This is a genomic window from Marinobacter shengliensis, assembly GCF_030297115.1.
Lineage (GTDB): Bacteria > Pseudomonadota > Gammaproteobacteria > Pseudomonadales > Oleiphilaceae > Marinobacter > Marinobacter shengliensis.
On sequence record NZ_AP028062.1, the window covers coordinates 426,904 to 451,098 of the forward strand.

A 24,195-nucleotide genomic window follows, 5' to 3' on the forward strand; every position below is an offset into this window, starting at 1 on the left:
TCTGTCCTCTTGTTATCAGAAGCTGTAACGGGCGGTCAGCTGAATTTCGTCTTCTTTCTGGGCCATGCCGATGGGGCCAGACTGGAAACGACCGAGGGGTTCATAGCCGGAGAGACCTGCGGATTCACCCGGTTGGTGTCCGACAACGCCCGGGGTTTGTGTGAACGGATCCCAGGGGTTGCAGGAGCGGCAGTCGTCAAACTTGCGGGCGCCCGTGCCCACCTTGAAGTTGCCGCCGGCGGTGAGCTTGAAGCGATCGGTCACCAGCCATTCAACCGACGGTGCCAGGGCGGTGGCCTGGGCACGGAAATCGTGGGCGGTGATGAGCTGGGGGCTGAGCCGGCCATTCATGTAGAAGCCCTTGATCAGCAGTGTCGCGGTCCAGTTGTGTTCCCAGTCGGGGATACCGGCCTCGCCGTAGGTGCGCTGCTCACGTTCGTGATCCAGAATGTGCTGACCAAAGATCTGGCCTGAGAACAGGAACGCCTGGCTTTCGTTCAGCGCCGGGATGAAGATGTTCTTGTCTGCACCGATCACGTAACGCAGAACATCGGATTCGGAGTAGAGCCGTTCACGGAGGGTGTTGGCGAACTCCTCACCGGAGGTATAGGCGGTTTCGACCCGGAATACGGTATCGATGCCTTGTGAGTAGTAATCGAGGGAACCGCCCACCAGGTTGACCCGCGGGAAGTGAATGTCGAACGCAATCAGGCTCGGCCAAACGCCGGTTTCACCTGTGAACCCGTTCTGGGCGGGTATGCCTCCACGGAGCGAGGGCAGCTGTGAACGGTAGGTCAGCGCATTCAGCGAGAAGCCAAGATCGCCGTAAACCCCTTCCATCTTCAGACCAAGCTGGGTGTTGGACAGGCTCCAGCTGGGCATGTGCGCCTTGCGGATACCGATCTGGCCAGGGCCGAAGTCTGTTGCCAGCCCCCCGTCAGGAGTGGCGCCCGCGAAGTTGGCCACGGTGCCACCATTCTCCCAGAGGTTATTCATGCCCCGGAAAAAGCAGCCGGCATCCAGAATCACATTTGGCTGGCCACACTGGCCAATGTCATGGGGCCGGAACTTGTCGAAGTTCCAGACCACCTGGAAGTTCAGATCATCAAACGCCAGGCCGTCGAAGACTTCGGTGGGCCCCATGCGGTAGTCGGTACGAACCATCCACATCGGAATCCGGATATCTTCCAGTTCGTCGTAGATGTTGTTGCGGGAGAAGTCGACCGGGTTGATCACATCGAGCACCCGGAACAGGTCGGTTCGGCCCCAGATCACCTGCTGTTTACCCACACGAGTACTCAGGATATTACCGTTGGAGAAGTTAATGTCGAAATCGGCGTAGAGTTCACGGATGAAGTCGGCCCGGTCGTTGAATTCCTGGAACCTCATCTCGTTTGAATCTTTATCCAGGTAGCCCTGGATACAGCCCCGGTCGTCTTTGTCGCAGGGCCGGACGGGAACACCAAAGGCTACGCCGTTGTCCTGCCCGTGCAGGTGTTCGCCCAGTACCACCATGCCGTCGTTCGGGTTTTGGGTAGTGTCAAAGCCGAAGGTGTTTCCCGGCGGCAAGGGGATCGCGCTGGCAGGACTGCCAACACCGCTGCCATGGGGTACGGAGCCCTGGGCAAGATCCTGTAATTGAATCGGCCCGCCGGCGTTACGGCCATACTCGTCATCATTCAGATCATAAACACCATCGTAACTACCCCGCAGGATGGCGTTGAAGCGAACGTTACTGAAGATGCCCATGTCGCCAGCGCGTTTCTGAGCCTCTAACTGAAGGGTGTTACGGAACTTGGAAAGGCCAACGCCCTCCCGCCCGTAGGTTGCGTTCTCCACGTAGCCGTTAAAGCGGGTGTCTTCCGCGGCCACGGTGGTGGTCATTGGTAGCAGCGCCAGGCTGGCCCCACCCGCCAGGGTGTAGCACCAGAATCTCAGGCCTCTTGTTTTTATTTGCATGGCTTGTCCTCGTTACAGGTTTTTGGGAGTTGGTACCTGGCTCAGGCCCGGTACGGTTCTCCTGGCACAAATCCGTCTTCCTGCTTCATGGCTGGAGCAGCAGAGGGAGTTGATTTCGGGGTTCTGTGGTCGGAATGCAGGATGCCGTCTTCATCGGCGTACACATCGGTGATGAAGCGGGGGCGGAAACTCAGCACCCAGGAAGGCACCAGCAGCATGGCGGCCAGGCCGTTGATCACGATCATAACGCACAGCAGCAACGCGGCATCGGACTGGAAGCGCAGGTCAGAGAAGATCACCCACATCACGATGCCGGCCATCAGGGTGAGGGCGGTAAAGCTGATGGCCATACCGGTGGTGGATATTGCGCGACGCACCGCCTCGCGAAGATCCTGGCACTTGGCCATTTCTTCCCGGATGCGATCCATCATGTAGATGGAGTAATCGATACCCACACCAATGCCAACGGCAATCACCGGTACCGTGTTGATATCAATGCTCAGCCCCTTGATGCCCATGTAGGCGTAGGTCAGCGTGGTGGCGAACAGCATCGACAACAGCATCATCAGCCCGGCGTGCCAGGAGGTGTAGAACAGCATCACGAAGATGAAAATCAGCAGGAACACCAGTGGCAGTACGATCACGTTGGTTTCGAACGCGGACTCGTTCATGGCGGCAGCCACACCCAGGGTGCCACCGGCGAGGCGGATGGTCAGGCCTTCCACGCTGTCGCCGTGCGCGTCAATCCACTCCTTGGCCATATGAATGGCGCGGCGGATGGTCTCGCCCTGGCGGTCCTTGTAATAGAACACCAGGTTGGCGATGCGGTCGTCGGTATCGTTGAATTCGTCCAGGGCTCCGGGAACCGGGCTGGAAGCCATGTAAGTGAACATCAATCCGCCCACGTAGCCGGCATCGTGGGGAATCTGGTACCAGCGGGGGTCGTCGTTGTGCATCAGGCGGTTAACCTGCTTGATCAGGTCTGGCAGGCCCTTGGTGCCGCCTACTTCCGGGTCGAGCAGCATGTGAGCTTGCAGATCGGACAGTGCCGCCAGCACTTCCGGCCGCTTCAGACCGCCGTTCTCGCTGGTTTCGGCAACGATGTACAGTTCCTCGGAACCCGGAAAGCGGTCGTTAACGATTCTGGAAGAGAGGTTGTAATCGTGGTCCGGATACAGAATGGGAGAGCCCGGTTCGGAGTCACCAATCTGCACATTGGAAGACGCCAGCAAGCCACCGAGCATGGCGACCGCGGCGAACGCCAGTATCAACCGTGCCGCCCCCGGTTTGGTGACCGTACGGGAGCAGGTGGAACCAATGTGACGCAATGCGGTTTCCCGGATTTCCGGATTTTTCGGGGTGGGCAGAATGGAGAGCAGCAGCGGCACACCAATCAACACCGTGAACACCACGGTGATCGCCCACAGGGACGCGTAAATGCCCAGGTGGGTGTTCAGGGGAATCGAGCCAATGGCAATCAGGGACAGGCCGATGGCATCTGACACCACGCCCAGTGAGCCGGGGCGGAACAGGCTGTCGAAGGTGGCTTTTGCCGCCTTGGGGCCACTGCCCAGTACCAGGGTTTCGGCGTAGTAGCGCTCGACCAGCTGCACCCCGTGGCTCATGGCCCGTGCGGCGATCAAAAAGGGGATTACCAGCCCAAGGGGGTCAAGGTTGTAGCCCAGCAGGCTGATAATCCCAAGCCCCCAAATCGTTGAGACCAGAACGCCTCCAAGGGGGATGAGCACACCGTACGCTTTACGGAAATGGAAGATCAGAAGGGCCAGCATGGTCAGCACGGTGAAAATAAAGATCTGCAGGATCTGATCCATGTAGGTATAGGCCCAGCCCACCAAGACTGGTTGGCCGGTGGCGTAGATATTGATGCCTTCGGCGGCTTCATTGGCCCGAAGCTGCTGGAGTTGAGCGAAGGTTGTTTCGTAGTCCAGCTGGCCTTCAATCAGCTGAGCTTTCACCAGGGCCATCTTCAGGTCCGGTGACACCAGGGGGCCGTAAACCCGCGGGTTGGCAGCCACATCCGCACGCATGGCTTCAAGAGCCTCCGGTGAGTACAGGCCCCGGGTGGAATCGTAGTAAGGCTCGGAGTTGATGCTGCCGACTTCCGTCAGCCACACCTTCCGGGAATTGCGGTGGGTAACGCTGGACACCAGGTTGTGGTTGACCCCCGGCAGGCTGTCCACCGCCTGGGTAATGCGATCAATCCGCGCCAGGTTCTCGTTGGTGAAAATATCCCCCTCTTCGAACTCAACACCGACAACCAACACGTTGGCACCGCCAAAGCTGTCTTTGATGCTGTTGTGCAGCTCAATGTAGGGGTGCTGTTGCGGCAACAGGTCCGCGAAATCGGTGAAAATCTTGAGCCCCGGAATGCGCAGGGCAAACACCAGGGTGAGAATGGCAATTAACGACAACACCTTGCGTGGATTGTTGAAGATCCACACTTCCAACAGGTGCAGCAAATGCGTGAAACGATGCAGTTGGGACATGGTGGGAATCCTCAGTCTTTACTGGCGGCAAGGGCCGTGGGGAGTTCAAGGTCGAAGAGCAGGCCCCGGCCACCGGCCACCAACAGGCGATGGTCTGGCAGAGCCAGCCCGGCTCTCAGGTAGAGTGGTTGGCTGGATTCCGAGATCTTTCTCCAGCCGGCATCGCCCAGTTTCAGTACCGTGGCGTTATCGGCCAGGGCGTAGACGGCACCTGCACCCGGAATGAAGCCAAACACCGGTGCGGAGGTTTCGGCCGGCACCTGATCCCAGCTCTCACCGCCGTCCGTGGTGTGATAGATGAAGCCGTTCAGGCCACCTACCCAGCCTTCAGACTCAGATGCGAAGTAACTGGCGTGAATGTAGAACTCGTCCGGAGCACGGCCGGCGATTTCCCAGTTCATGCCACTGTCGTCGCTGCGCAGAACCAGCCCGTATTCGCCGGTGGCGATCACCTGCTCGTCACTGACAAACTGGAGATTGTTGATGATGGCGTCTTCGTAGAGGGAGGTTTCGTCCCAGCTTTCGCCTTGATCGGTGCTGAACTGAACGGTGGTAAAGCTGCCTGCGGCGAGCCAGCTACCATCGGGCCCGCAGGCCGCGGTCATCATCTGCTCCTGGCTGGGCATGGCGTGGGCTGTCCACTCGGATGCATCGGCTGTGCCGTGCCAGATGTGGTTGTCGAAGGCCAGCGCGACAAAGGAGTTATCTGGGCACACATCCATGGCCAGGAAACTGCTGGCGGCGCCGACCGGTAGCCGCTTCCAGGTATCGCCTTGGTCATCACTGGCCAGGAGAACCCCATCATTGCCAGACACCACAATCACCTGGTGGTTGCTGGCCATGGCCTGGTAGAAATCTGTGCGTTTTGAGGATTGCTCTGAAACCGCCCTGACGGATTCGAGATTCAGCGGTGCTTCGCACCCGGTCAGGATGAGCGACGATGCGCCGACCATCGCGACAGCCACCGCCGTTTTGCGCTTCGAGCGCAGGAAAGCGTTTTGCATTGTTTTGTCACCGTCTTTGTTGTTGTGAAAAGCGACTGACAATGCCATCAGCAACGGCTGTGCCATTTGGAATGGTGATTAATTAACGCATTGAATAATATGTAAATATTTTGTTTCTAGAAGGGTTGGAGGCAAAAGCAGAGGGGGGTTGTCAGGGTTTGATTTTAATCAAATGATCAAGTGATCTGGCGGGTTGTCCATTTCGTAAGGCGACGGAAATGTGGTGCAACATCCCTGTTGCTGGATGAATCAGGTTGCTGATCAGCTTTCGGCAAGAATGCCGGATTTCTTCAGGCGATAGGCCAGGGCCGGGCGGGTTAGGCCCAGGAGTCTGGCGGCTTTGGAAACGTTCTGATTGGCTTGTTCCATCGCCTGGCGCATCAGGGTTTCTTCCACTTCATCAAGGCTAATTCCGGAACCCAGAATGGTATCGGACCAGCTGCCCGTGCCGCCTTCCGGTCTGCCGGAACGCATATTGCCTTCTTCATCAATACGCTCACCGGGCTGTTTGTCCGTCGCGGGCGGGGTCACAAACAGGGCATCCTGACTGATGGTTTCGTTGTTGTCGGTCAGTATTACGCCCCGCTCAATCACGTTCTCCAATTCTCGAATATTGCCCGGCCAGTGGTAATTCATGCACAGCGATAACGCCTTGTCGGATAAGCCAAGCGTGCGCTTTTCATACTCGGCGTGGAACTTCTCAAGAAAGTGCCCGGCCAACAGGGGCAGGTCTTCCAGGCGATCTCGCAAGGCCGGAATCTGTACCGGGAAAACGTTTAGGCGATAAAACAGATCAGCCCGGAACCGGCCTTGCTCGACTGCTTGCTCGAGGCTTTCATTAGTCGCGGCAATCACCCGGACATTGACCTTGCGGGTACGGTTGTCGCCCACCCGCTCCAACTCGCCCTCCTGCAGAACCCGTAACAGGGTTGCCTGGGCCCGAGGGGTCAGTTCAATCACTTCGTCCAGAAAAATCGTGCCGCCGTGGGCGCGTTCGAAGCGACCCTCACGGGCCTGGTTGGCGCCGGTATAGGCGCCTTTTTCCACCCCGAACAGCTCGGCTTCAATCAGGTCTGGCGGAATGGCGGCGCAGTTGACGGCAATGAACGGCCCGTCGGCCCGCTCGCTGCGCAGGTGAACACTCTTGGCGATGACTTCCTTACCAACGCCGGTTTCACCGAGCAGCAGCACAGACACCTTGCCCTGAGCTGCCTTGTCGATCATCTTGCACACTTTGTTATAGGAAGCCGACTGGCCGATGCCGTAGTACTGGCCCTGCTGTCGCTGCAGGGTACTGCGCAGGGAGTTCAGTTGCTCCTGCAGGTCGTAGAGCTCTTCAATGATCGGGTCTGCTTTGAAGTGGCGGGAAAACTCTTTTGCATCCGGCCATTCCTCCGCCGGTTTGCCTTCAATAATGCATTTCTCGTCGCCACAACCCCGGCAACTCACCTCGCGGAAGATAATTTCCCGCCCCATGAATGATGATGTATAGGCGCAGGCGTACCCCAGCAACACCCAGCAGGCCGGCTCGCTCATTTGACCCAGTTCGGTTTTGCAGATTTCAACTTCCCAGGAGTCAATCCATTCAAAGCGGCCATAGAAATCACCGGTTTCCTGGTCCAGATCGATTTCCAGCGGGATCACCTTGACCATGCCTTTGAGCGAATGTAATTGGGGGCCTGCCAGGAAAATGTCCAGCTCACTGCAATGCGGGCGAAGTTTGCGGGCCAGCTCGGCATCTTTCAGACCAGACAGATAACCCAGCCGCAGAAAGAACCCCTTGGCTCTCTCTGCGCCCATGCTGTTGACGATCTCACGGCGAAACGCACCCAGTGAGGTGAGGTTCATCAGCAGCATCCGCTGCTCGCCAAACCAGATCTTGCCTTCCGAGCTTTGGAAATGAATCTGCTCCGTCAGATCCTTGAAATCGGTGTAGTTCAGTTGTGGCTTGTAACTGACAGCCATGGTCGGAGACCCCTTTTATCGTTGTAGGCGGGGAACAGCTCATTAGGAGCTCATTAATTAATCATCTAACACCTGATCAACGTCAAAAATCAACCAAATAGTAAAAAAATGGAGGTAATCGTTGAATTGGGCCTTGGTCTGAGCATTTGGTCAGATCACCCTTGATTTTGATCATTTGGTGAAAAAAGAGCCCCACTTGAGCCGAAGTTCGGAGCTCGTTTTACCCGCTTGAAGCGTTCGTTTGCTCCTGAAAAACCTATCAAAAACATTGGTCTACATACTCTGTCGTGGTGGTTATCTCCGAAGTGGCACAGCCGTTGCTCAGTACATTGCAAGCCGACCACAAACATAAACGGGGCTCACTATGACGAACCAACCAGAAGCCAAGACTTTCAACGAAATGACCCGCTATATCCGGGTTCGCAGCGAGCCAGGTGACAAATTCGTGGAATTCGATTTTGCCATTGGTTATCCGGAGCTGTTCGTCGAGCTTGTGCTGCCAAGGGAAGCCTTCGAGATTTTCTGCAAGCACAACAACGTGGTCCATATGGATTCGGACATGATCCGTGAGATCGACGAAGACATGATCAAGTGGCGCTTCGGCGAGCGCGGTCAGCGTTACTGAACAACAGCAACACCCACGATCTGATCCACAAAAACAAAACGGAAAGGTTGATATGAGTATCGAAATCAAAACCACCTCGGTGGAACCTATTCGCCAGACATACAGCCACATCGCCCGTCGTTTTGGCGAGAAGCCGGCTACCCGTTACCAGGAAGCCAGCTACGACCTGGAAGCGAAAACCAACTTCCATTATCGCCCGCAGTGGGATGCGAACTACGAGCTCAACGACGAGCGCCGCACCGCCATCCGGATGGAAGACTGGTATGCGGTGTCTGACCCTCGCCAGTTCTACTACGGCGCCTATGTGGGCAACCGGGCAAAGATGCAGGAGCAGGCCGAAACCAGCTACGGCTTCTGTGACAAGCGCAACCTGCTGACCCGCCTGCCGGAAGAAACCCAGAAGCTGTTGCTGCGCCTGATGGTGCCCCTGCGCCATGTGGAACTGGGCGCCAACATGAACAACAGCAAGATTGCCGGCGAGGCCACTGCCACCACCGTGTCCCAGATGCATATCTATCAGGCCATGGACCGACTGGGCATTGGCCAGTACTTGTCCCGCATTGCCTTGATGATTGATGGCAGCACCGGCACCGCCCTGGACGAATCCAAGGGCTACTGGATGGACGACGAGCTGTGGCAGCCCATGCGCAAACTGGTGGAAGACTCACTGGTGGTGCAGGACTGGTTCGAACTGACCCTGCTCCAGAACATCCTGATGGACGGCCTGATGTTCCCGCTGGTGTACCACAAGATGGACGAGTGGCTGGAAAGCCAGGGCGCCGAAGAGGTTTCGATGCTCACCGAATTCATGCGCGACTGGTACAAGGACACCCTGCGCTGGACCAACGCCATGATGAAAGCCGTGGCCGGTGAAAGCGACGCCAACGTTGCACAACTCCAGCAGTGGGTCGACCACTGGGAGCCTCAGGTTTACAGCGCGCTTAAACCCCTGGCAGAGGCCTCGGTTGGCGTTGAAGCACTGGACGAAGCCCGGGCGGAACTGTCTACCCGCCTGAAGAAAGTCGGACTGCAGAGCCGGGGAGTATCCGCATGAGCCAGCTCGTATTCATTGTATTTCAGGACAACGATAACGCCCGTTATCTGGCGGAAGCCGTGATGGAAGATAACCCTGAGGCTGAGATTCAGCACCAGCCCGCCATGATCCGGATCCAGGCTGAGAAGCGCCTGGTGATCAACCGGGAAACCATGGAAGAGAAACTGGGGCGTGACTGGGACGTTCAGGAAATGCTTATCGATGTCATCAGTATTGGCGGCAACGTCGACGAAGACGATGACCACTTCATCCTTGAGTGGAAATAATCGGGAGAATGACCATGGCTGTTAAAAACAAAAAGCTGAACCTTAAAGACAAATACCAGTACCTGACCCGGGATATGGCCTGGGAGCCGACTTACCAGAAGATGGAAGACATCTATCCGGACGAGCGGTTTGAAGGCATCAAGATTGTGGATTGGTCCCAGTGGGAAGACCCGTTCCGCCTGACCATGGACGCCTACTGGAAGTACCAGGCCGAGAAAGAGAAGAAGCTGTACGCCATCTTCGACGCCTTTGCCCAGAACAACGGCCACCAGAACATTTCCGATGCCCGTTACGTGAACGCCCTGAAACTGTTCCTCAGCGGTGTCTCCCCGCTGGAACACGCGGCTTTCCAGGGGTATGCGAAGGTTGGCCGCCAGTTCAGTGGTGCCGGTGCGCGGGTGGCCTGCCAGATGCAGGCGATTGACGAGCTGCGTCATTCCCAGACCCAGCAGCACGCCATGAGCCACTACAACAAGCACTTCAACGGCCTGCATGATGCCCCGCACATGCACGACCGGGTGTGGTTCCTGTCCGTTCCCAAGTCGTTCTTTGATGATGCCCGCACCGCCGGCCCGTTCGAGTTCCTGACGGCGATTTCGTTCTCGTTCGAGTACGTGCTGACCAACCTGTTGTTCGTTCCGTTCATGTCCGGCGCGGCCTACAACGGCGACATGGCCACCGTGACTTTCGGTTTCTCCGCCCAGTCAGACGAAGCCCGCCACATGACCCTGGGCCTTGAGGTGATCAAATTCATCCTCGAGCAGCACGAAGACAACGTGCCCATCGTTCAGCGCTGGATCGACAAGTGGTTCTGGCGTGGTTTCCGCCTGCTCAGCCTGGTCAGCATGATGATGGACTACATGCTGCCGAACAAGGTGATGAGTTGGGCCGAGGCCTGGGAAGTGTATTACGAGCAGAACGGTGGTGCCCTGTTCAAGGATCTTGAGCGCTACGGCATTCGCCCGCCCAAGTACCAGGACGTGGCTAACGATGCCAAGCATCACCTGAGCCATCAGCTGTGGACCACTTTCTATCAGTACAGCCAGGCCACCAACTTCCACACCTGGATTCCGGAGAAGCAAGAGATGGACTGGATGTCCGAGAAGTACCCGGAGTCTTTCGACAAGTATTACCGCCCGCGTTACGAGTACCTGGCGAAAGAAGCCGCCGCTGGCCGTCGCTTCTACAACAACACCCTGCCGCAGCTGTGCCAGGTGTGCCAGGTACCGACGCTGTTCACCGAAATGGGCGCACCCACCAAGCTGAGCCATCGCCAGGTGGTGCATGAGGGCGAGCGTTACCACTTCTGCTCTGAGGCCTGCTGCGAGATCTTCGAGCATGAGCCGGAGAAGTACGTCCAGGCCTGGTTGCCAGTACATCAGATCTATCAGGGCAACTGTGAAGGTGCGGATGTGGAGACCGTGGTGCAGAAGTACTACCACATCAACATCGGCGAGGACAATTTCGAGTACCTCGGGTCTCCGGACCATAAGCACTGGATGACCATCAAGGGCCAGAAGCCTGCGGACGACAACCAGGACGCCGCCTGATATTGACTCGGGAGTTACCCGGCGGCCATTGGCGCCGGGTGACACACCCACAAAAACAACAAGGTGACCATCATGAGTGTAAACGCACTTTACGATTACAAGTTTGAACCGAAAGACAAGGTTGAAAACTTCCACGGCATGCAGCTGCTGTATGTCTACTGGCCCGACCATCTGCTGTTCTGCGCACCGTTTGCGTTGCTGGTGCAGCCGGACATGACCTTCCGTGCCCTGGTGGACGACATCCTCAAGCCTGCCACGGCCGCGCATCCGGATTCCGCCAGGGCGGATTTCCTCAATGCCGAGTGGCTGCTGAACGATGAGCCGTTCACGCCCAAGGCTGACGCCAGCCTGAAAGACCAGGGCATTGATCACAAGAGCATGCTGACGGTCACCACGCCGGGCCTGAAAGGCATGGCGAACGCCGGATACTGAGGGCACAGCTATGAGTCATACCGTTACTATCGAGCCGATTGGCGAGCAGATTGAAGTGGAGGATGGCCAGACCATCCTTCAGGCGGCCCTGCGCCAGGGCGTGTGGTTGCCCTTTGCCTGCGGCCACGGCACCTGCGCTACCTGCAAGGTTCAGGTTCTGGAAGGCGATGTTGAAATTGGCGACGCCTCTCCCTTTGCCCTGATGGACGTTGAGCGGGACGAAGGCAAGGTACTGGCCTGCTGCGCCACGGTGGAAAGCGACGTCACCATCGAAGCCGATATCGATGTCGACCCGGATTTCGAGGGTTACCCGGTGGAGGATTACGTGGCAACAGTAACGGACATTGTTGAGCTGTCGCCCACTATCAAGGGTTTGCACCTGAAACTGGACCGGCCGATGACCTTCCAGGCCGGCCAGTACATCAACATCGAAGTACCCGGGGTAGAGGGCGCCCGCGCGTTCTCACTTGCTAACCCGCCAGGCAAGCCCGATGAAGTGGAACTGCACATTCGCCTGGTTGAAGGGGGCGCTGCAACTACCTACATCCACGAGCAGCTGAAAGCAGGCGATGAGCTCAACCTGTCCGGCCCCTATGGGCAGTTCTTTGTGCGCAGTTCCCAGCCTGGCGACCTGATCTTCATTGCGGGTGGTTCAGGGCTTTCCAGCCCGCAATCAATGATTCTCGACCTGCTGGAGCAGAACGACGAACGCAGGATCGTGCTGTTCCAGGGCGCCCGCAACCTGGCCGAACTGTACAACCGTGAATTGTTCGAGGCGCTGGATCGCGACCACGACAACTTTACCTACGTGCCGGCCCTGAGCCAGGCCGAAGACGATACCGACTGGCAGGGCTTCCGGGGTTACGTGCACGACGCCGCCAAGGAGCACTTTGATGGCCGGTTTTCCGGTAACAAGGCTTACCTGTGTGGCCCACCTCCGATGATTGATGCAGCGATCACCGCCCTGATGCAAGGCCGGCTGTTCGAGCGGGACATCTTCATGGAGAAATTCCTGACAGCGGCCGACGGTGCGGAAGACACCCAGCGTTCGGCCCTGTTCAAAAAGATCTGACCGGGAGGCGGTATGGCCGGGTTCCAGGTGTTCAACCGCACAACGGGTGACCACTTCACCTGCCAGGAAGGCCTGAGCGTGCTCAAGGCTATGGAACAGCTGGGTATGAAGTGTGTGCCCGTGGGCTGCCGGGGCGGTGGCTGCGGCTTTTGCAAGATCCGGGTTCTGGAGGGGGATTTCGAGTGCGGCAAGATGAGCAAGGTGCATGCCCCTCCTGAAGCCGTTGAAAAAGGGGAGGTCCTGGCTTGCCGGATCTACCCGCGGACCGACTTGACCATCGAGTGCGTGCCTCTGCCTGAGGCGGCGCTTGCGAAGCAAACAACAACAAAACCGTTGAGGTGATTGTCATGAAAAAAGGTGTAATGCGTCCCGGCCACGTTCAGATCCGGGTTCTCGATATGGGCGAAGCCGTCAAACACTACACCGAGCTGCTGGGCATGATCGAAACCGATCGTGACGACCAGGGCCGGGTGTACCTGAAAGCCTGGACCGAGGTAGACAAGTTCTCCCTGGTACTGCGTGAGGCAGATGAGCCGGGCTGCGACTTCATGGGCTTCAAGGTGGTGGACGAAGACACCCTGGTCAACCTGGAAAAAGACCTGGTGGCCTACGGTGTTGAGGTGGAGCAGGTGCCGGCGGAAGAACTGAAGGATTGCGGCCGCCGCGTTCGTTTCACCGTGCCTTCCGGCCACGCTTTTGAACTCTATGCCGACAAGAAGTACACCGGCAAGTGGGGTGTTTCCAGCGTCAACCCGGAAGCCTGGCCTCGCGGCCTGCAAGGGATGAAGGCCGTGCGCTTCGACCATTGCCTGTTCTACGGACCGGAGCTTGCCGCCGTTTACGACATCTTCGTGAATGTTCTGGGCTTCGATCTGGCCGAACAAGTCCTGGACCCTGAGGGCACCCGGATCGCCCAGTTCCTGACCGTGTCCATGAAAGAGCACGACATTGCCTTCATTCACCATGAAGAGAAGGCCAAGTTCCACCACGCGTCTTTCTTCCTGGAAACCTGGGAAGACGTGCTGCGGGCGGCGGACCTGATCTCCATGACCGACACCTCCATCGATATCGGCCCGACCCGTCACGGTCTGACCCACGGCAAGACAATTTACTTCTTTGACCCGTCCGGCAACCGCAACGAAGTGTTCTGTGGCGGCGATTACTTCTACCCGGACCACAAACCAGTGACCTGGCAGGCCGAACAACTTGGTAAGGCCATTTTCTACCACGACCGGGTACTGAACGAGCGTTTCTTGACGGTGTTGACCTGATCTGAGAACGCCCAAACAGGATTCAACTTTACAGGACTAGGCAGCAATGAAAGAGATCAAACACTACATCAACGGCCAATACGTCGGCTCTGCCAACGGAAAGCTGTTTGACAACGTCAACCCGGTGAACGGCAAGGTGATTGCCAAGGTTCATGAGGCTGGCCGCGATGAAGTGGATGCGGCCGTCAAAGCGGCCAGAGCCGCTTTGAAAGGCCCGTGGGGCAAGATGACCCTGGATGAGCGCACCCGGATTCTGCACAAGGTGGCCGACGGCATTAACGACCGCTTTGATGAGTTTCTGGAGGCGGAGTGTCTGGACACCGGCAAGCCCAAGTCCATGGCCAGCCACATCGACATCCCCCGGGGTGCCGCCAACTTCAAGGTATTCGCCGACATGGTCAAAAACGTGGCGGCGGAATCCTTTGAAATGGCTACGCCCGATGGTAGCGGCGCGCTGAACTATGCCGTGCGCCGTCCCAAGGGCGTGATCGGAGTGATCAGCCCCTGGAACCTGCCCTTGCTGCTGATGACCTGGAAAGTCGGTCCTGCGCTGGCCTGTGGCAACACCGTGGTGGTCAAACCTTCCGAAGAGACCCCGACCACCACCGCCCTGCTGGGCGAGGTGATGAAGGAAGCCGGCGTGCCGGACGGCGTGTACAACGTGGTGCATGGCTTCGGTGGCGATTCCGCCGGCGCCTTCCTCACGGCCCATCCGGACGTGGACGGCTTTACCTTCACCGGTGAAACCGGCACCGGCGAGGTGATCATGAAGGCGGCCGCCAAGGGCATCCGCGATATCTCCCTGGAACTGGGTGGCAAGAACGCCGGCCTGGTGTTCGCCGACTGCGATATGGACAAGGCCATCGAAGGCACCATGCGCTCTGCGTTCGTCAACTGTGGCCAGGTGTGCCTGGGTACTGAGCGGGTGTACGTGGAGCGGTCCATCTTTGACGAGTTTGTGGCCCGCCTGAAAGCGGAAGCGGAAAAGCTGCGTATCGGACCGCCCGATGATGACAAAGCTAACTTCGGCCCACTGGTGAGCCTGAAGCACCGCGAGAAAGTGCTGTCCTACTACCAGAAAGCGGTGGACGACGGCGCCACGGTGGTGACTGGCGGCGGTGTTCCCGACATGCCGGAAGAGTATGCCGGCGGTGCCTGGGTACAGCCCACCATCTGGACCGGCCTGCCGGACGATTCGGCGGTGATCACCGATGAAATCTTCGGCCCCTGTTGCCACATTCGCCCGTTCGACAGCGAAGAAGAAGCCATCGAGCTGGCCAACAGCCTGCCTTACGGCCTGGCCTCGGCCATCTGGACCGAGAACGTGAGCCGTGCCCACCGGGTAGCAGGACAGATTGAAGCCGGCATCATCTGGGTGAACAGCTGGTTCCTGCGGGACCTGCGCACACCGTTTGGTGGCAGCAAGCAGTCTGGTATTGGCCGCGAGGGCGGTGTGCACTCCCTGGAGTTCTACACCGAAATGAAGAACGTCTGCATCAAACTGTGAGGTAGCCATGAACGCACCTGTAGACAGCCCGGAAATCGGGCGCGAGATTACCGCCGCCGGCTACCGGACCAACCTGCATGATCACGGCAAAGGCGGATTTCCGCTGATGATGATCCACGGCTCCGGCCCCGGCGTGACCGCCTGGGCCAACTGGCGCCTGGTGATTCCCGAGCTGGCCAAGCATCGCCGGGTGATCGCCCCGGACATGCTGGGCTTCGGCTACAGCGAACGCCCCGAAGACCAGGTCTACAACCGTGAACGCTGGGTTAAACACGCCATCGGTGTGCTGGATGAACTGGGCCTGGAACAGGTGGACCTGGTGGGTAACTCCTTTGGTGGTGGTCTCGCTCTGGCCCTCGCTATCGAACACCCGCAACGGGTTCGCCGGTTGGTGTTGATGGGGTCTGTAGGTGTCAGCTTCCCGATCACCAAGGGGTTGGACGAAGTCTGGGGTTACCAGCCGTCACTGGACGCCATGCGTCGGTTGATGGATGTGTTTGCCTTCAATAAGGGGCTGCTGACCGACGAGCTGGCGGAGATGCGGTATCAGGCCAGCGTTCGCCCCGGCTTCCAGGAATCCTTTGCGGCCATGTTCCCGGCACCTCGCCAGCGCTGGGTGGATGGACTGGCCAGCAACGAGGACGACATCCGCGCCCTGCAACACGAAACCCTGATCATCCACGGCCGCGAAGACGAAGTCATTCCACTGGACGCCTCCTACAAGCTGGCTGAACTGATTGATCGTGCCCAGCTGCACGTGTTCGGCCGCTGCGGCCACTGGACCCAGATTGAACACGCTGACCGGTTCGCCCGGTTGGTCAACGATTTCCTGAACGAAGCGGATCAGGCCGCTGCCGGAGACAAGTAATGGATAAGCAGAAGATCCAGCAGTTCGGCGACGAACTCTATGAAGCCATGGTCAAGCGGGAAGCTGTTTCGCCCCTGACCGGCCGCGGCGAAGACATCAGCATCGACGATGCCTACCACATCTCTCTGCGCATGCTCGAGCGTCGGCAGCAGGCCGGTGCCCGGGTGATCGGCAAGAAGATTGGCGTCACCAGCAAGGCGGTGATGAACATGCTGAACGTACACCAGCCGGATTTCGGTTACCTGACCGACGACATGGTGTTCAACAGCGGTGAAGTGGTGCCCATCAGCGACCGACTGATTGCCCCTCGGACCGAAGGCGAAATCGCCTTCATCCTGAAGAAGGACCTGACCGGCCCGGGCGTGACCAACGCCGACGTGCTGGCGGCCACCGAGTGTGTGATGCCCTGTTTCGAGATTGTCGATTCCCGCATCCAGGACTGGAAGATCGCCATTCAGGATACCATCGCCGACAACGCCTCCTGTGGCCTGTTTGTGTTGGGCGACAACGCAGTCTCTCCCCGGGATATCGATCTGGTGACCTGCGGCATGGTGGTGGAGAAGAACGGTTCCATCATCAGCACCGGCGCCGGCGCAGCGGCGTTGAGTTCCCCGGTGAACTGCGTGGCCTGGCTGGCCAACACCCTGGGCGAGTTCGGTATTTCCCTGAAGGCAGGTGAAGTCATCCTGTCGGGCTCCCTGGTACCGCTGGAGCCGGTGAAAGCCGGTGACACCATGCGTGTGGACATTGGCGGGATTGGCAGCGCGTCTGTGCGCTTTGTCTGATCCGTACCCATTGAGGACAAGATTATGAGCAAGAAACTGAAAGCCGCCATCATCGGCTCGGGCAACATCGGCACCGACCTGATGATCAAGATCCTGCGTAATGGCCAGCACATCGAAATGGGCGCCATGGTCGGCATCGACCCGGAATCCGATGGCCTGGCCCGCGCCAATCGCATGGGCGTAGCCACCACCCACGAAGGCGTGGATGGCCTGGTGAAGATGCCGGAATTTGCTAACATCGATATCGTGTTTGATGCCACTTCCGCCGGTGCCCACATGCACAACGAAGTGTTCCTGCGTGGCCATAAGGAAAGCCTGAAGATCATCGACCTGACGCCGGCGGCCATCGGCCCCTACTGCGTACCGGTGGTGAACCTGGAGCAGAACCTGCATGAAGGTAACGTGAACATGGTTACCTGCGGTGGCCAGGCCACCATCCCGATGGTGGCTGCTGTTTCCCGCGTCGCCAAGGTGCACTACGCCGAAATCGTGGCGTCTATTTCTTCGAAGTCCGCCGGCCCCGGCACCCGCGCCAACATCGACGAGTTCACCGAAACCACCTCCAAGGCCATCGAAGTGGTCGGTGGCGCCCAGAAGGGCAAGGCCATCATCATCCTGAACCCGGCTGAACCGCCGCTGCTGATGCGCGACACCGTCTACGTGCTGTCCGACGCTGCCGACCAGGCGGAAGTGGAAGCCTCGGTCGAAGAAATGGTGAAAGCCGTGTCGTCCTACGTACCCGGCTATCGCCTCAAGCAGAAAGTGCAGTTCGACGTGATTCCCGAAGACCAGCCCATGAACGTCCCGGGCCTGGGCCGCTTCAGTGGCCTGAAGACCTCCATCTTCCTGGAAGTGGAAGGCGCCGCCCATTACCTGCCCGCCTACGCCGGCAACCTGGACATCATGACCTCCGCCGCCCTCGGTACTGCCGAGCGCATCGCCGAATCGCTGGTCAAGTGAGGAGACTGAATCATGACCTTTAACCCTGGTAAAAAGCTCTACATCTCCGACGTGACCCTGCGCGACGGCAGCCACGCCATTCGCCACCAGTACAGCATCAAGAACGTGCAGGACATCGCCCGTGCCCTGGACAAGGCGAAAGTCGACAGCATCGAAGTCGCCCACGGCGACGGCCTGCAAGGCTCCAGCTTCAACTACGGTTTCGGTGCCCACACCGACCTGGAGTGGATTGAAGCCGTGGCCGAAGTGGTCACCCACTCACAAATCGCTACCCTGCTGCTGCCCGGCATCGGCACCGTCCACGATCTGGACAACGCCTACAAGGCGGGCGCCCGAATCGTACGCGTGGCAACTCATTGCACCGAAGCGGATGTCTCCAAACAGCATATCGAGCACGCCAGAAAGCTGGGCATGGACACCGTCGGCTTCCTGATGATGAGCCATATGCAGACCCCGCAGGGCCTGGCCGAACAAGCCAAGCTGATGGAAAGCTACGGCGCCACGTGCCTGTACGTGGTGGACTCCGGCGGTGCCATGAACATGAACGACATTCGGGATCGCTTCCGCGCCCTGAAAGACGTACTCAAGCCGGAAACCCAGACCGGTATTCACGCCCACCACAACCTGGCCCTGGGTGTGGCCAACTCCATGGTGGCGGTGGAAGAAGGCTGTGACCGCATCGACGCCAGCCTCTCCGGCATGGGCGCCGGTGCTGGCAACGCCCCGCTGGAAGTGTGCATTGCCGCCTTCGACAAGCTGGGCTGGAACCACGGCACCGACGTGTACGCCCTGATGGACGCGGCTGATGACATCGTGCGCCCGTTGCAGGACCGCCCGGTGCGTGTGGACCGTGAAACATTGGCGCTGGGCTATGCCGGTGTGTACTCCAGCTTCCTGCGCCATTCCGAAGTGGCAGCGCAGAAGTATGGCCTGAAGACTGTGGATATTCTCGTTGAACTGGGCAAACGCCGGATGGTGGGTGGTCAGGAAGACATGATCGTGGACGTGGCGCTGGATCTGCTGAAGGCGCAAGAGGAGCAAAAAGCATGAGCAAGACCCTTAGCAATGACCAGATGCTGGCCCTGGCCGAGCACGTAGAAAACGCCGAACTGAACGCCCGCGACATCACCAAGGTCACCAATGATTATCCGGACATGACCTTTGAAGACGCCTACGACGTGCAGTGGGAAATCCGCCGCCGTAAGGAAGCTCGCGGCAACAAGGTGGTTGGTATGAAAATGGGCCTGACCTCCTGGGCCAAGATGGCCCAGATGGGCGTGGAAACCCCCATCTACGGCTTCCTGGCGGACTATTTCAGTGTGCCGGACGGCGGTGTGGTCAACACCAAAGAGCTGATCCACCCGAAAATCGAAGCCGAGATTGCGTTTGTGACCAAAGCACCGTTGCACGGCCCGGGTTGTCACATCGGTGACGTCCTGGCTGCCACCGACTTCGTGATTCCGGCGGTGGAAGTGATCGATTCCCGCTACGAGAACTTCAAGTTCGACCTGGTGAGCGTGGTGGCAGACAACGCTTCCTCCAGCCGTTTCATTACCGGTGGCACCATGTCGAATATTGCGGACCTGGACCTGAAAACCCTGGGTGTTGTGGTTGAAAAGAACGGTGAGATTGTGGACGTCGGCGCCGGTGCTGCGGTGCTGGGCCATCCGGCCTCCAGCGTGGCCATGCTGGCCAACCTTCTGGCTGAGCGCGGTGAGCACATTCCGGCCGGCACCTTCATCATGACCGGCGGCATCACCGCGGCGATTACGGTGGAAGCCGGTGACAACATCAGCGTTCGCTACCAGGGCCTGGGAACGGTCACGGCCCGGTTCGCATAAGGAGGTTTTATGCCCGTTGCTCAAATCAACATTCTGGAAGGCCGTACGGACGAGCAAAAGGAGATGCTGATCCACGAGGTGACAGACGCCATTGTCCGTTCTCTCGGCGCGCCGGTTGAAAGTGTTCGTGTCATTCTCAACGAAATGCCGAAGCAACATTTCGGCATCGGCGGGCAGTCAGCAAAAAAGCTGGGGCGATAAGCCCCGGCAATTTCGCCGTCTTATTAGGAGAAGACACATGACAAAACTTCCGGTGTTATTTGTCTCCTGTGACGCTGACAGCATCCAGTCCCGGGAACAGACCTGTTCCGGGCCTGCCCGGATGATCTGGGGCAAGCAGTACAAGAGCGTGGTGGTGATCAGCTCCCGTGCCGATCAAAAAGCCCCGGAAATCCTGCAGCTTAAAGGCAACGGCTCCACCGCTGGCAGGATAAAGACGCTGCTCTCAGACCAGGGCTTTGAGCCGGAAGTGCATTCACGGGATGTCGTAAGCCGGCACCAGTTGTTCCGGGTGCTTCTGGCAGAGGAGCCCGGGGAGTTAACGGAGCTGATCCTTAATACCGGTATGAGTGAGCTTGAATATCGGCGAGTCGGGCGGTGTCTGGAGGTGCTTCGGGAACAGGATGTCCTTTTAATCTGCCTTGATGACAAGGCCTGCCATAAAGAGGCAGATGGTATTTCCCTGCACGACCGGCATTTAAGGGAGTTGCTCAGTGCCTGGGCACAGGATCAGCAGTGGGGGGCCGTGATGTCATTCAAGGGAGATGCTGCGGGCTCCGCCCAGAATAATCGCCTGGATGACCCGACGGTGTGCCTGCTCAATGCCGCGTTTACCCTGGGGGGCTCGCAGTTTCCGCAACGGATGTTCAGCAGTGGAATGAACAATGCGGCACAGATGCTGTCCGGATTTGGCTGGATGAGATAGCAACCATGAATGACAATCAGCGATTCGCACTCGTACAACCCTCGTTTTCTCTGACTGAACAAGCGTCGTTAAGCCTGCTCCAGGCTGCCGTCAACAAGGCGAGTGGGCTGGGCATCAAGGCGACGGTATCAATTGTGGACACGTCCGGGCGCCAGTTGGCGTTCATTAAAATGGCCGGGTCGTTCCTGGTGTCCTCCGAACTGGCTCAGAAAAAAGCCACCACGGCCGCAGGTATGGGCGTTAACACGGTTGATCTGGAAAATATGCTCGCGTCGGCTCCTGCCAGAGTGCTTGACGGCCTCACCAAGGCCGGTGAATTCACCGTGATTGGCGGCGGCGTGCCGCTGTACTGGGAAGGCGTTCTGGTGGGCGGCATTGGGGTATCTGGTGGCAGTGAAGATGAGGACATTGAATGCGCCCTTTCTGCAGCGGAGGTCCTCGCGAGCTGACGGCGCTGCGGGCCTGATATACTCTGGGCTGCTGTCCCTGAACGCTCTCTGACCAACGCCCTGACTGATCGAGGTTGCCGTGGTTGCTTTGAAGATTCTGATGATCGGTGCTGGTGGCATCGGAGGTTACTACGCCGCAAGGTTGGCTGACGTCGGTCACCAGGTTGTGCTGACGGCCCGTGGCGATCACCTTGAGGCATTGAGAGCAAAAGGCCTGACCGTAGATTATCAAGGGCAGGTTCTCCAGCATCGCCTCCCGGCCTGCGATCATCAGGAGCTCATTCGGGATTACCACCCGAATGATTTTGATCTGGTTGCCATTGCCCTCAAATCGACGGCGACCGGTGCCGTGATGACGGGGCTTTCTGACTGGCTGTGTGCAGGCTCCGTTCCGGTGCTGTCTCTCCAGAATGGTATTGATAATGAACCCCTGATTGCCGAGGTGGTGGGCGAAGAACGTGTGCTCGGTGGCCTTGCGGTGCGCATTGGCGGCCACATAACCGAGCCGGGCAAGGTGTTCGCCGAAGGCGTGGCCCAGATTGTGATGGGCGCCTGGCCCATACCAAAAACTGACGACCTACGAGTGGAACTGCTCAAGACTTTGGCGTTGGCTTTTAACGAGGCGGGCATTCCCACCACCGTATCGGAAAACATCCGGTACGAACTCTGGCGCAAGCTGGTCATCAACAATGGAGTTAATCCGTTGTCAGCGCTCACTCATCTGGATACCCGCAGCCTGACTCATCACCCGGAGTTCGGCAAAGTGGTCTACGGCATGATGGCGGAAACGGTTAAGGCATCGGAAGCAGACGGGGTGAACCTGACACGGCAAGACCTGGATGACATGTTCGAGCTGATCAGCAACTTCAACGCCATCAAAACCTCCATGCTGGTGGACAAGGAAAAAGGCCGTCCGCTGGAGCTGGACAGCATCGCCGGGGCCGTGCTGCGCCGGTGTGCGCAACTGGGTGTGGATGCGCCGTATACCTTTACTGTGAATGCCTTGCTGCGCCAGCAGCAATAGGGCGACGTTATGTTTGTCAAAACCAACACCACCGGCTTTGCCGATGCATTAACTCGTGAGGCGGAGGGGCTGGAAAGCCTTCGCGAATTGTTGGTGCAGGTTGGTGTGGAGCATCTGAGAATTCCGCAAGTGGCTGAGGTCGATCAGTACAAGCTGGTGATGACCCAGATCGTGTCGGTTGCTCCGGACGAAAGGGGCCAGGCCCTGCTCGGTGAGGGCCTGGCCCGACTTCACCAGCAAGAGCGGGAACACTACGGCTGGGGCCGGGATAATTATATCGGTCTGTCACCACAGCCCAACGGGCTGACGGAATCCTGGGGTCAGTTCTTTGTCGACTATCGACTCCGGTACCAGGTCAGCCGGATTGCTGATCCGGTTATTCGAAAAAGATTTCAACGCGTTGTTGACCAAAGTAGCGCTGCGCTTACCCGCTGGCTGGACAGCCACTGCAAGCACCCCAGCCTTCTGCACGGTGATTTGTGGCGTGGCAATGTGTTGTTCGATCACGACGGCCCCTGGCTGATTGACCCTGCGGTCTATCAGGGCGATCGGGAAGCGGATATCGCAATGACAGAAATGTTTGGAGGCTTCGGTGCGGCCTTCTATCGCGCTTATGACAGTGTTTATCCTCGCTCGGAGGTCTATACCACCAAGCGCGAGATCTACAACCTCTACCATTACCTGAATCACTACAACCTGTTTGGTGCCGGTTATCTGGGGGGATGCGAACGGGGTATGAAGGTAGTTGCGAGGGTCTGACCAGCAGACGCAACAACTGCGAGCAGATCAAAACGATAAGGTTCGACTACTTTTGACAACTGGAAGGTTCAATTATTCCTTCGTGGGTTCGCTTGGTTCGGGCTCAGCTTTCTTGGCAGAAAAATCATTGTTCAGAAAAACCTCTGACAGAATGGCCTGCTCGATATAACTGCGTTGCCCAGTGCGGGTGGGTAATCGGACGGTTAGGTGAATCTCTCCGGCGGCGGGAGCCTGGATAGTGACTCTGGGATCGACAGAGGGCACTTCCAGTCCTCGGGCCGTACCCACTTTGCTCATGTATTTGCGAGCGGTATCCAGGTACGACTCGCAGTGGCGGTTTGCGGCATTTAACAGGGCCTCCCGGGCCGCTGGCCAGTTGTCTTCGCGTTTGAACGGCACGGTAAAGACATGGAAATCCCAGTGGTCGGTGAAGCTCTCATTAGTAACTGGCTCCGATACAAACAACGCATTGGGCAACACGATCATGCGCCCGGTGCGTTGATGGCTGGCCTTGCCGGGCCCAACTTCCAGCAGTGTGGTGGTCAGCAGGGTCTGGTCGATCACATCACCCCGAAAATCCTTTACCTGAATACGATCGCCAATGCTGAATGAGCCGGCACCGCCTTTGAGAATGGAGCCGGACACACAAAGAATCAGTTCCTTGGTAGCCACCACAAACGCTACCGCGATGGCGACGATCGACAGCGCCAGGGAACGAAGCTGCTCGCCCCAGATAAAGACCAGGCCGAACACCGCCAGCAACACCAGTGCATTTCGGGAATTGACCAAGAGCCGGCCACGCAGTTCAGATGACGCCACGTTGCGCCGGATAACCCCTGCGATGACAACCCTCAGGGCAATCACACCAAGGATCAGGAGCGTGGTGCTGATCAGCAGTGGTAAGGCCGACTCCGGCAGGCTGAGGTTCTCAGGTAGCCATTCTAGGTTCTCGAGCATGATTGTCGTCCCCGGATGGTGGGATAGGAGGTCTATTTTCTTGATTAGGCGAATAGCTAACAAGCGGAAGCTGGCTGTGCTTGCTCAGAATTGTTCTTAACTATATGAAAATTGGGTCAATTTAGCCATTAATACTCCTCCCTTCTAATTTTTCGGTCAAAAATACCCGAAAAACCAAGTAAAAACCATTGATTGCACGAGTGATAATGCCTAGTATTTGCTCAGGGTGGGAATCTCCTTTGCTGTATTCCCAAACTTCATTGGATGGAGAACAAAAACAATGTCCTTACAGAAGAGGCCAACAGGCGGTGAACAACCGTCTACGTTGGGTGCATTGAAATTTCGTGTGCCCTTTGTGCATTACAAGATTGAGATACCAGACATACTTCAGGGCGCGATATTGTGTGTCGTCCCT

24 protein-coding genes are annotated in these 24,195 nt (G+C 58.0%); 19 read left to right on the forward strand and 5 right to left on the reverse strand.

The genetic code is table 11. From position 1 onward, the window contains the following. Positions 1-15: 15 nt before the first annotated feature. The 4 genes from QUE75_RS01880 to QUE75_RS01895 all read right to left on the reverse strand — a co-directional run bounded on the left by QUE75_RS01880 (position 16) and on the right by QUE75_RS01895 (position 7,435). The gene (locus QUE75_RS01880) at positions 16-1,959 is read right to left on the reverse strand and encodes a DUF1302 family protein (protein ID WP_061332474.1); all 1,944 of its coding nucleotides are present in this window, start codon (positions 1,957-1,959) and stop codon (positions 16-18) included. A gap of 41 nt (positions 1,960-2,000) precedes the next feature. Further along, positions 2,001-4,466 (reverse strand): efflux RND transporter permease subunit, encoded by a 2,466-nt coding sequence (locus QUE75_RS01885; RefSeq protein WP_106694350.1) that lies wholly within the window; start codon positions 4,464-4,466, stop codon positions 2,001-2,003. A gap of 11 nt (positions 4,467-4,477) precedes the next feature. Then, positions 4,478-5,470: a WD40/YVTN/BNR-like repeat-containing protein gene (locus tag QUE75_RS01890; protein WP_106694521.1), complete on the reverse strand. Its 993-nt coding sequence runs from the start codon at positions 5,468-5,470 to the stop codon at positions 4,478-4,480. Between the two features lie 261 nt (positions 5,471-5,731). Continuing rightward, entirely contained in the window at positions 5,732-7,435 is a 1,704-nt protein-coding gene (locus QUE75_RS01895; RefSeq protein ID WP_286253319.1) for a sigma-54-dependent Fis family transcriptional regulator, read from the reverse strand. Between the two features lie 364 nt (positions 7,436-7,799). Here QUE75_RS01895 and QUE75_RS01900 point away from each other — a divergent pair, with 364 nt between their 5' ends. The 19 genes from QUE75_RS01900 (at position 7,800) to QUE75_RS01990 (ending at position 22,823) form a co-directional block, all read left to right on the forward strand. After that, positions 7,800-8,060, forward strand: a complete 261-nt coding sequence (locus QUE75_RS01900) for a phenol hydroxylase subunit (RefSeq protein WP_027951174.1) — start codon at positions 7,800-7,802, stop codon at positions 8,058-8,060. Between the two features lie 52 nt (positions 8,061-8,112). Next, complete coding sequence (locus QUE75_RS01905) at positions 8,113-9,114, forward strand: aromatic/alkene monooxygenase hydroxylase subunit beta (protein ID WP_286253325.1); 1,002 nt, start codon at positions 8,113-8,115, stop codon at positions 9,112-9,114. Next, on the forward strand, positions 9,111-9,380 hold the full coding sequence (locus QUE75_RS01910; RefSeq protein ID WP_106694354.1) for an MmoB/DmpM family protein: 270 nt from the start codon (positions 9,111-9,113) through the stop codon (positions 9,378-9,380). Before QUE75_RS01905 ends, QUE75_RS01910 begins: the two co-directional genes overlap by 4 nt. Positions 9,381-9,394: 14 nt before the next feature. After that, positions 9,395-10,930, forward strand: coding sequence for an aromatic/alkene/methane monooxygenase hydroxylase/oxygenase subunit alpha (locus QUE75_RS01915; RefSeq protein ID WP_286253327.1), 1,536 nt, complete (start codon positions 9,395-9,397; stop codon positions 10,928-10,930). Between the two features lie 72 nt (positions 10,931-11,002). Further along, positions 11,003-11,362, forward strand: coding sequence for a phenol hydroxylase subunit P4 (locus QUE75_RS01920; protein ID WP_286253329.1), 360 nt, complete (start codon positions 11,003-11,005; stop codon positions 11,360-11,362). Positions 11,363-11,372: 10 nt separating this feature from the next. Beyond that, a complete protein-coding gene (locus tag QUE75_RS01925) occupies positions 11,373-12,434 on the forward strand; it encodes an NADH:ubiquinone reductase (Na(+)-transporting) subunit F (protein ID WP_286253330.1) in 1,062 nt (353 codons plus the stop codon). Positions 12,435-12,446: 12 nt separating this feature from the next. Next, positions 12,447-12,776: a 2Fe-2S iron-sulfur cluster binding domain-containing protein gene (locus QUE75_RS01930; protein WP_286253333.1), complete on the forward strand. Its 330-nt coding sequence runs from the start codon at positions 12,447-12,449 to the stop codon at positions 12,774-12,776. Positions 12,777-12,781: 5 nt separating this feature from the next. Next, the gene (locus QUE75_RS01935; RefSeq protein WP_286253336.1) at positions 12,782-13,705 is read left to right on the forward strand and encodes a catechol 2,3-dioxygenase; all 924 of its coding nucleotides are present in this window, start codon (positions 12,782-12,784) and stop codon (positions 13,703-13,705) included. Between the two features lie 46 nt (positions 13,706-13,751). After that, complete coding sequence (locus tag QUE75_RS01940) at positions 13,752-15,212, forward strand: 2-hydroxymuconic semialdehyde dehydrogenase (protein WP_286253338.1); 1,461 nt, start codon at positions 13,752-13,754, stop codon at positions 15,210-15,212. 7 nt (positions 15,213-15,219) lie between these two features. Then, complete coding sequence (locus tag QUE75_RS01945) at positions 15,220-16,080, forward strand: alpha/beta fold hydrolase (RefSeq protein ID WP_138436882.1); 861 nt, start codon at positions 15,220-15,222, stop codon at positions 16,078-16,080. Further along, the gene (gene dmpE / locus QUE75_RS01950) at positions 16,080-16,865 is read left to right on the forward strand and encodes a 2-oxopent-4-enoate hydratase (protein ID WP_286253339.1); all 786 of its coding nucleotides are present in this window, start codon (positions 16,080-16,082) and stop codon (positions 16,863-16,865) included. Before QUE75_RS01945 ends, dmpE begins: the two co-directional genes overlap by 1 nt. 24 nt (positions 16,866-16,889) lie before the next feature. Further along, complete coding sequence (locus QUE75_RS01955; RefSeq protein WP_286253340.1) at positions 16,890-17,825, forward strand: acetaldehyde dehydrogenase (acetylating); 936 nt, start codon at positions 16,890-16,892, stop codon at positions 17,823-17,825. Between the two features lie 12 nt (positions 17,826-17,837). Then, the gene (gene dmpG, locus QUE75_RS01960) at positions 17,838-18,875 is read left to right on the forward strand and encodes a 4-hydroxy-2-oxovalerate aldolase (RefSeq protein ID WP_286253341.1); all 1,038 of its coding nucleotides are present in this window, start codon (positions 17,838-17,840) and stop codon (positions 18,873-18,875) included. After that, entirely contained in the window at positions 18,872-19,666 is a 795-nt protein-coding gene (gene dmpH, locus QUE75_RS01965; protein ID WP_286253342.1) for a 2-oxo-3-hexenedioate decarboxylase, read from the forward strand. The genes dmpG and dmpH overlap by 4 nt, the downstream gene beginning before the upstream one ends. 9 nt (positions 19,667-19,675) lie before the next feature. Beyond that, entirely contained in the window at positions 19,676-19,867 is a 192-nt protein-coding gene (locus QUE75_RS01970; RefSeq protein WP_027951160.1) for a 2-hydroxymuconate tautomerase, read from the forward strand. Between the two features lie 37 nt (positions 19,868-19,904). After that, positions 19,905-20,591, forward strand: a complete 687-nt coding sequence (locus QUE75_RS01975) for a hypothetical protein (protein WP_061332458.1) — start codon at positions 19,905-19,907, stop codon at positions 20,589-20,591. A gap of 5 nt (positions 20,592-20,596) precedes the next feature. Further along, on the forward strand, positions 20,597-21,040 hold the full coding sequence (locus QUE75_RS01980; protein WP_286253343.1) for a GlcG/HbpS family heme-binding protein: 444 nt from the start codon (positions 20,597-20,599) through the stop codon (positions 21,038-21,040). A gap of 79 nt (positions 21,041-21,119) precedes the next feature. Further along, positions 21,120-22,064: a ketopantoate reductase family protein gene (locus QUE75_RS01985; protein ID WP_286253344.1), complete on the forward strand. Its 945-nt coding sequence runs from the start codon at positions 21,120-21,122 to the stop codon at positions 22,062-22,064. A gap of 9 nt (positions 22,065-22,073) precedes the next feature. Further along, positions 22,074-22,823: a fructosamine kinase family protein gene (locus QUE75_RS01990; RefSeq protein WP_286253345.1), complete on the forward strand. Its 750-nt coding sequence runs from the start codon at positions 22,074-22,076 to the stop codon at positions 22,821-22,823. A gap of 72 nt (positions 22,824-22,895) precedes the next feature. Here QUE75_RS01990 and QUE75_RS01995 read toward each other — a convergent pair whose 3' ends face one another. Next, entirely contained in the window at positions 22,896-23,780 is an 885-nt protein-coding gene (locus tag QUE75_RS01995) for a mechanosensitive ion channel family protein (protein ID WP_286253346.1), read from the reverse strand. Between the last annotated feature and the right edge of the window lie 415 nt (positions 23,781-24,195).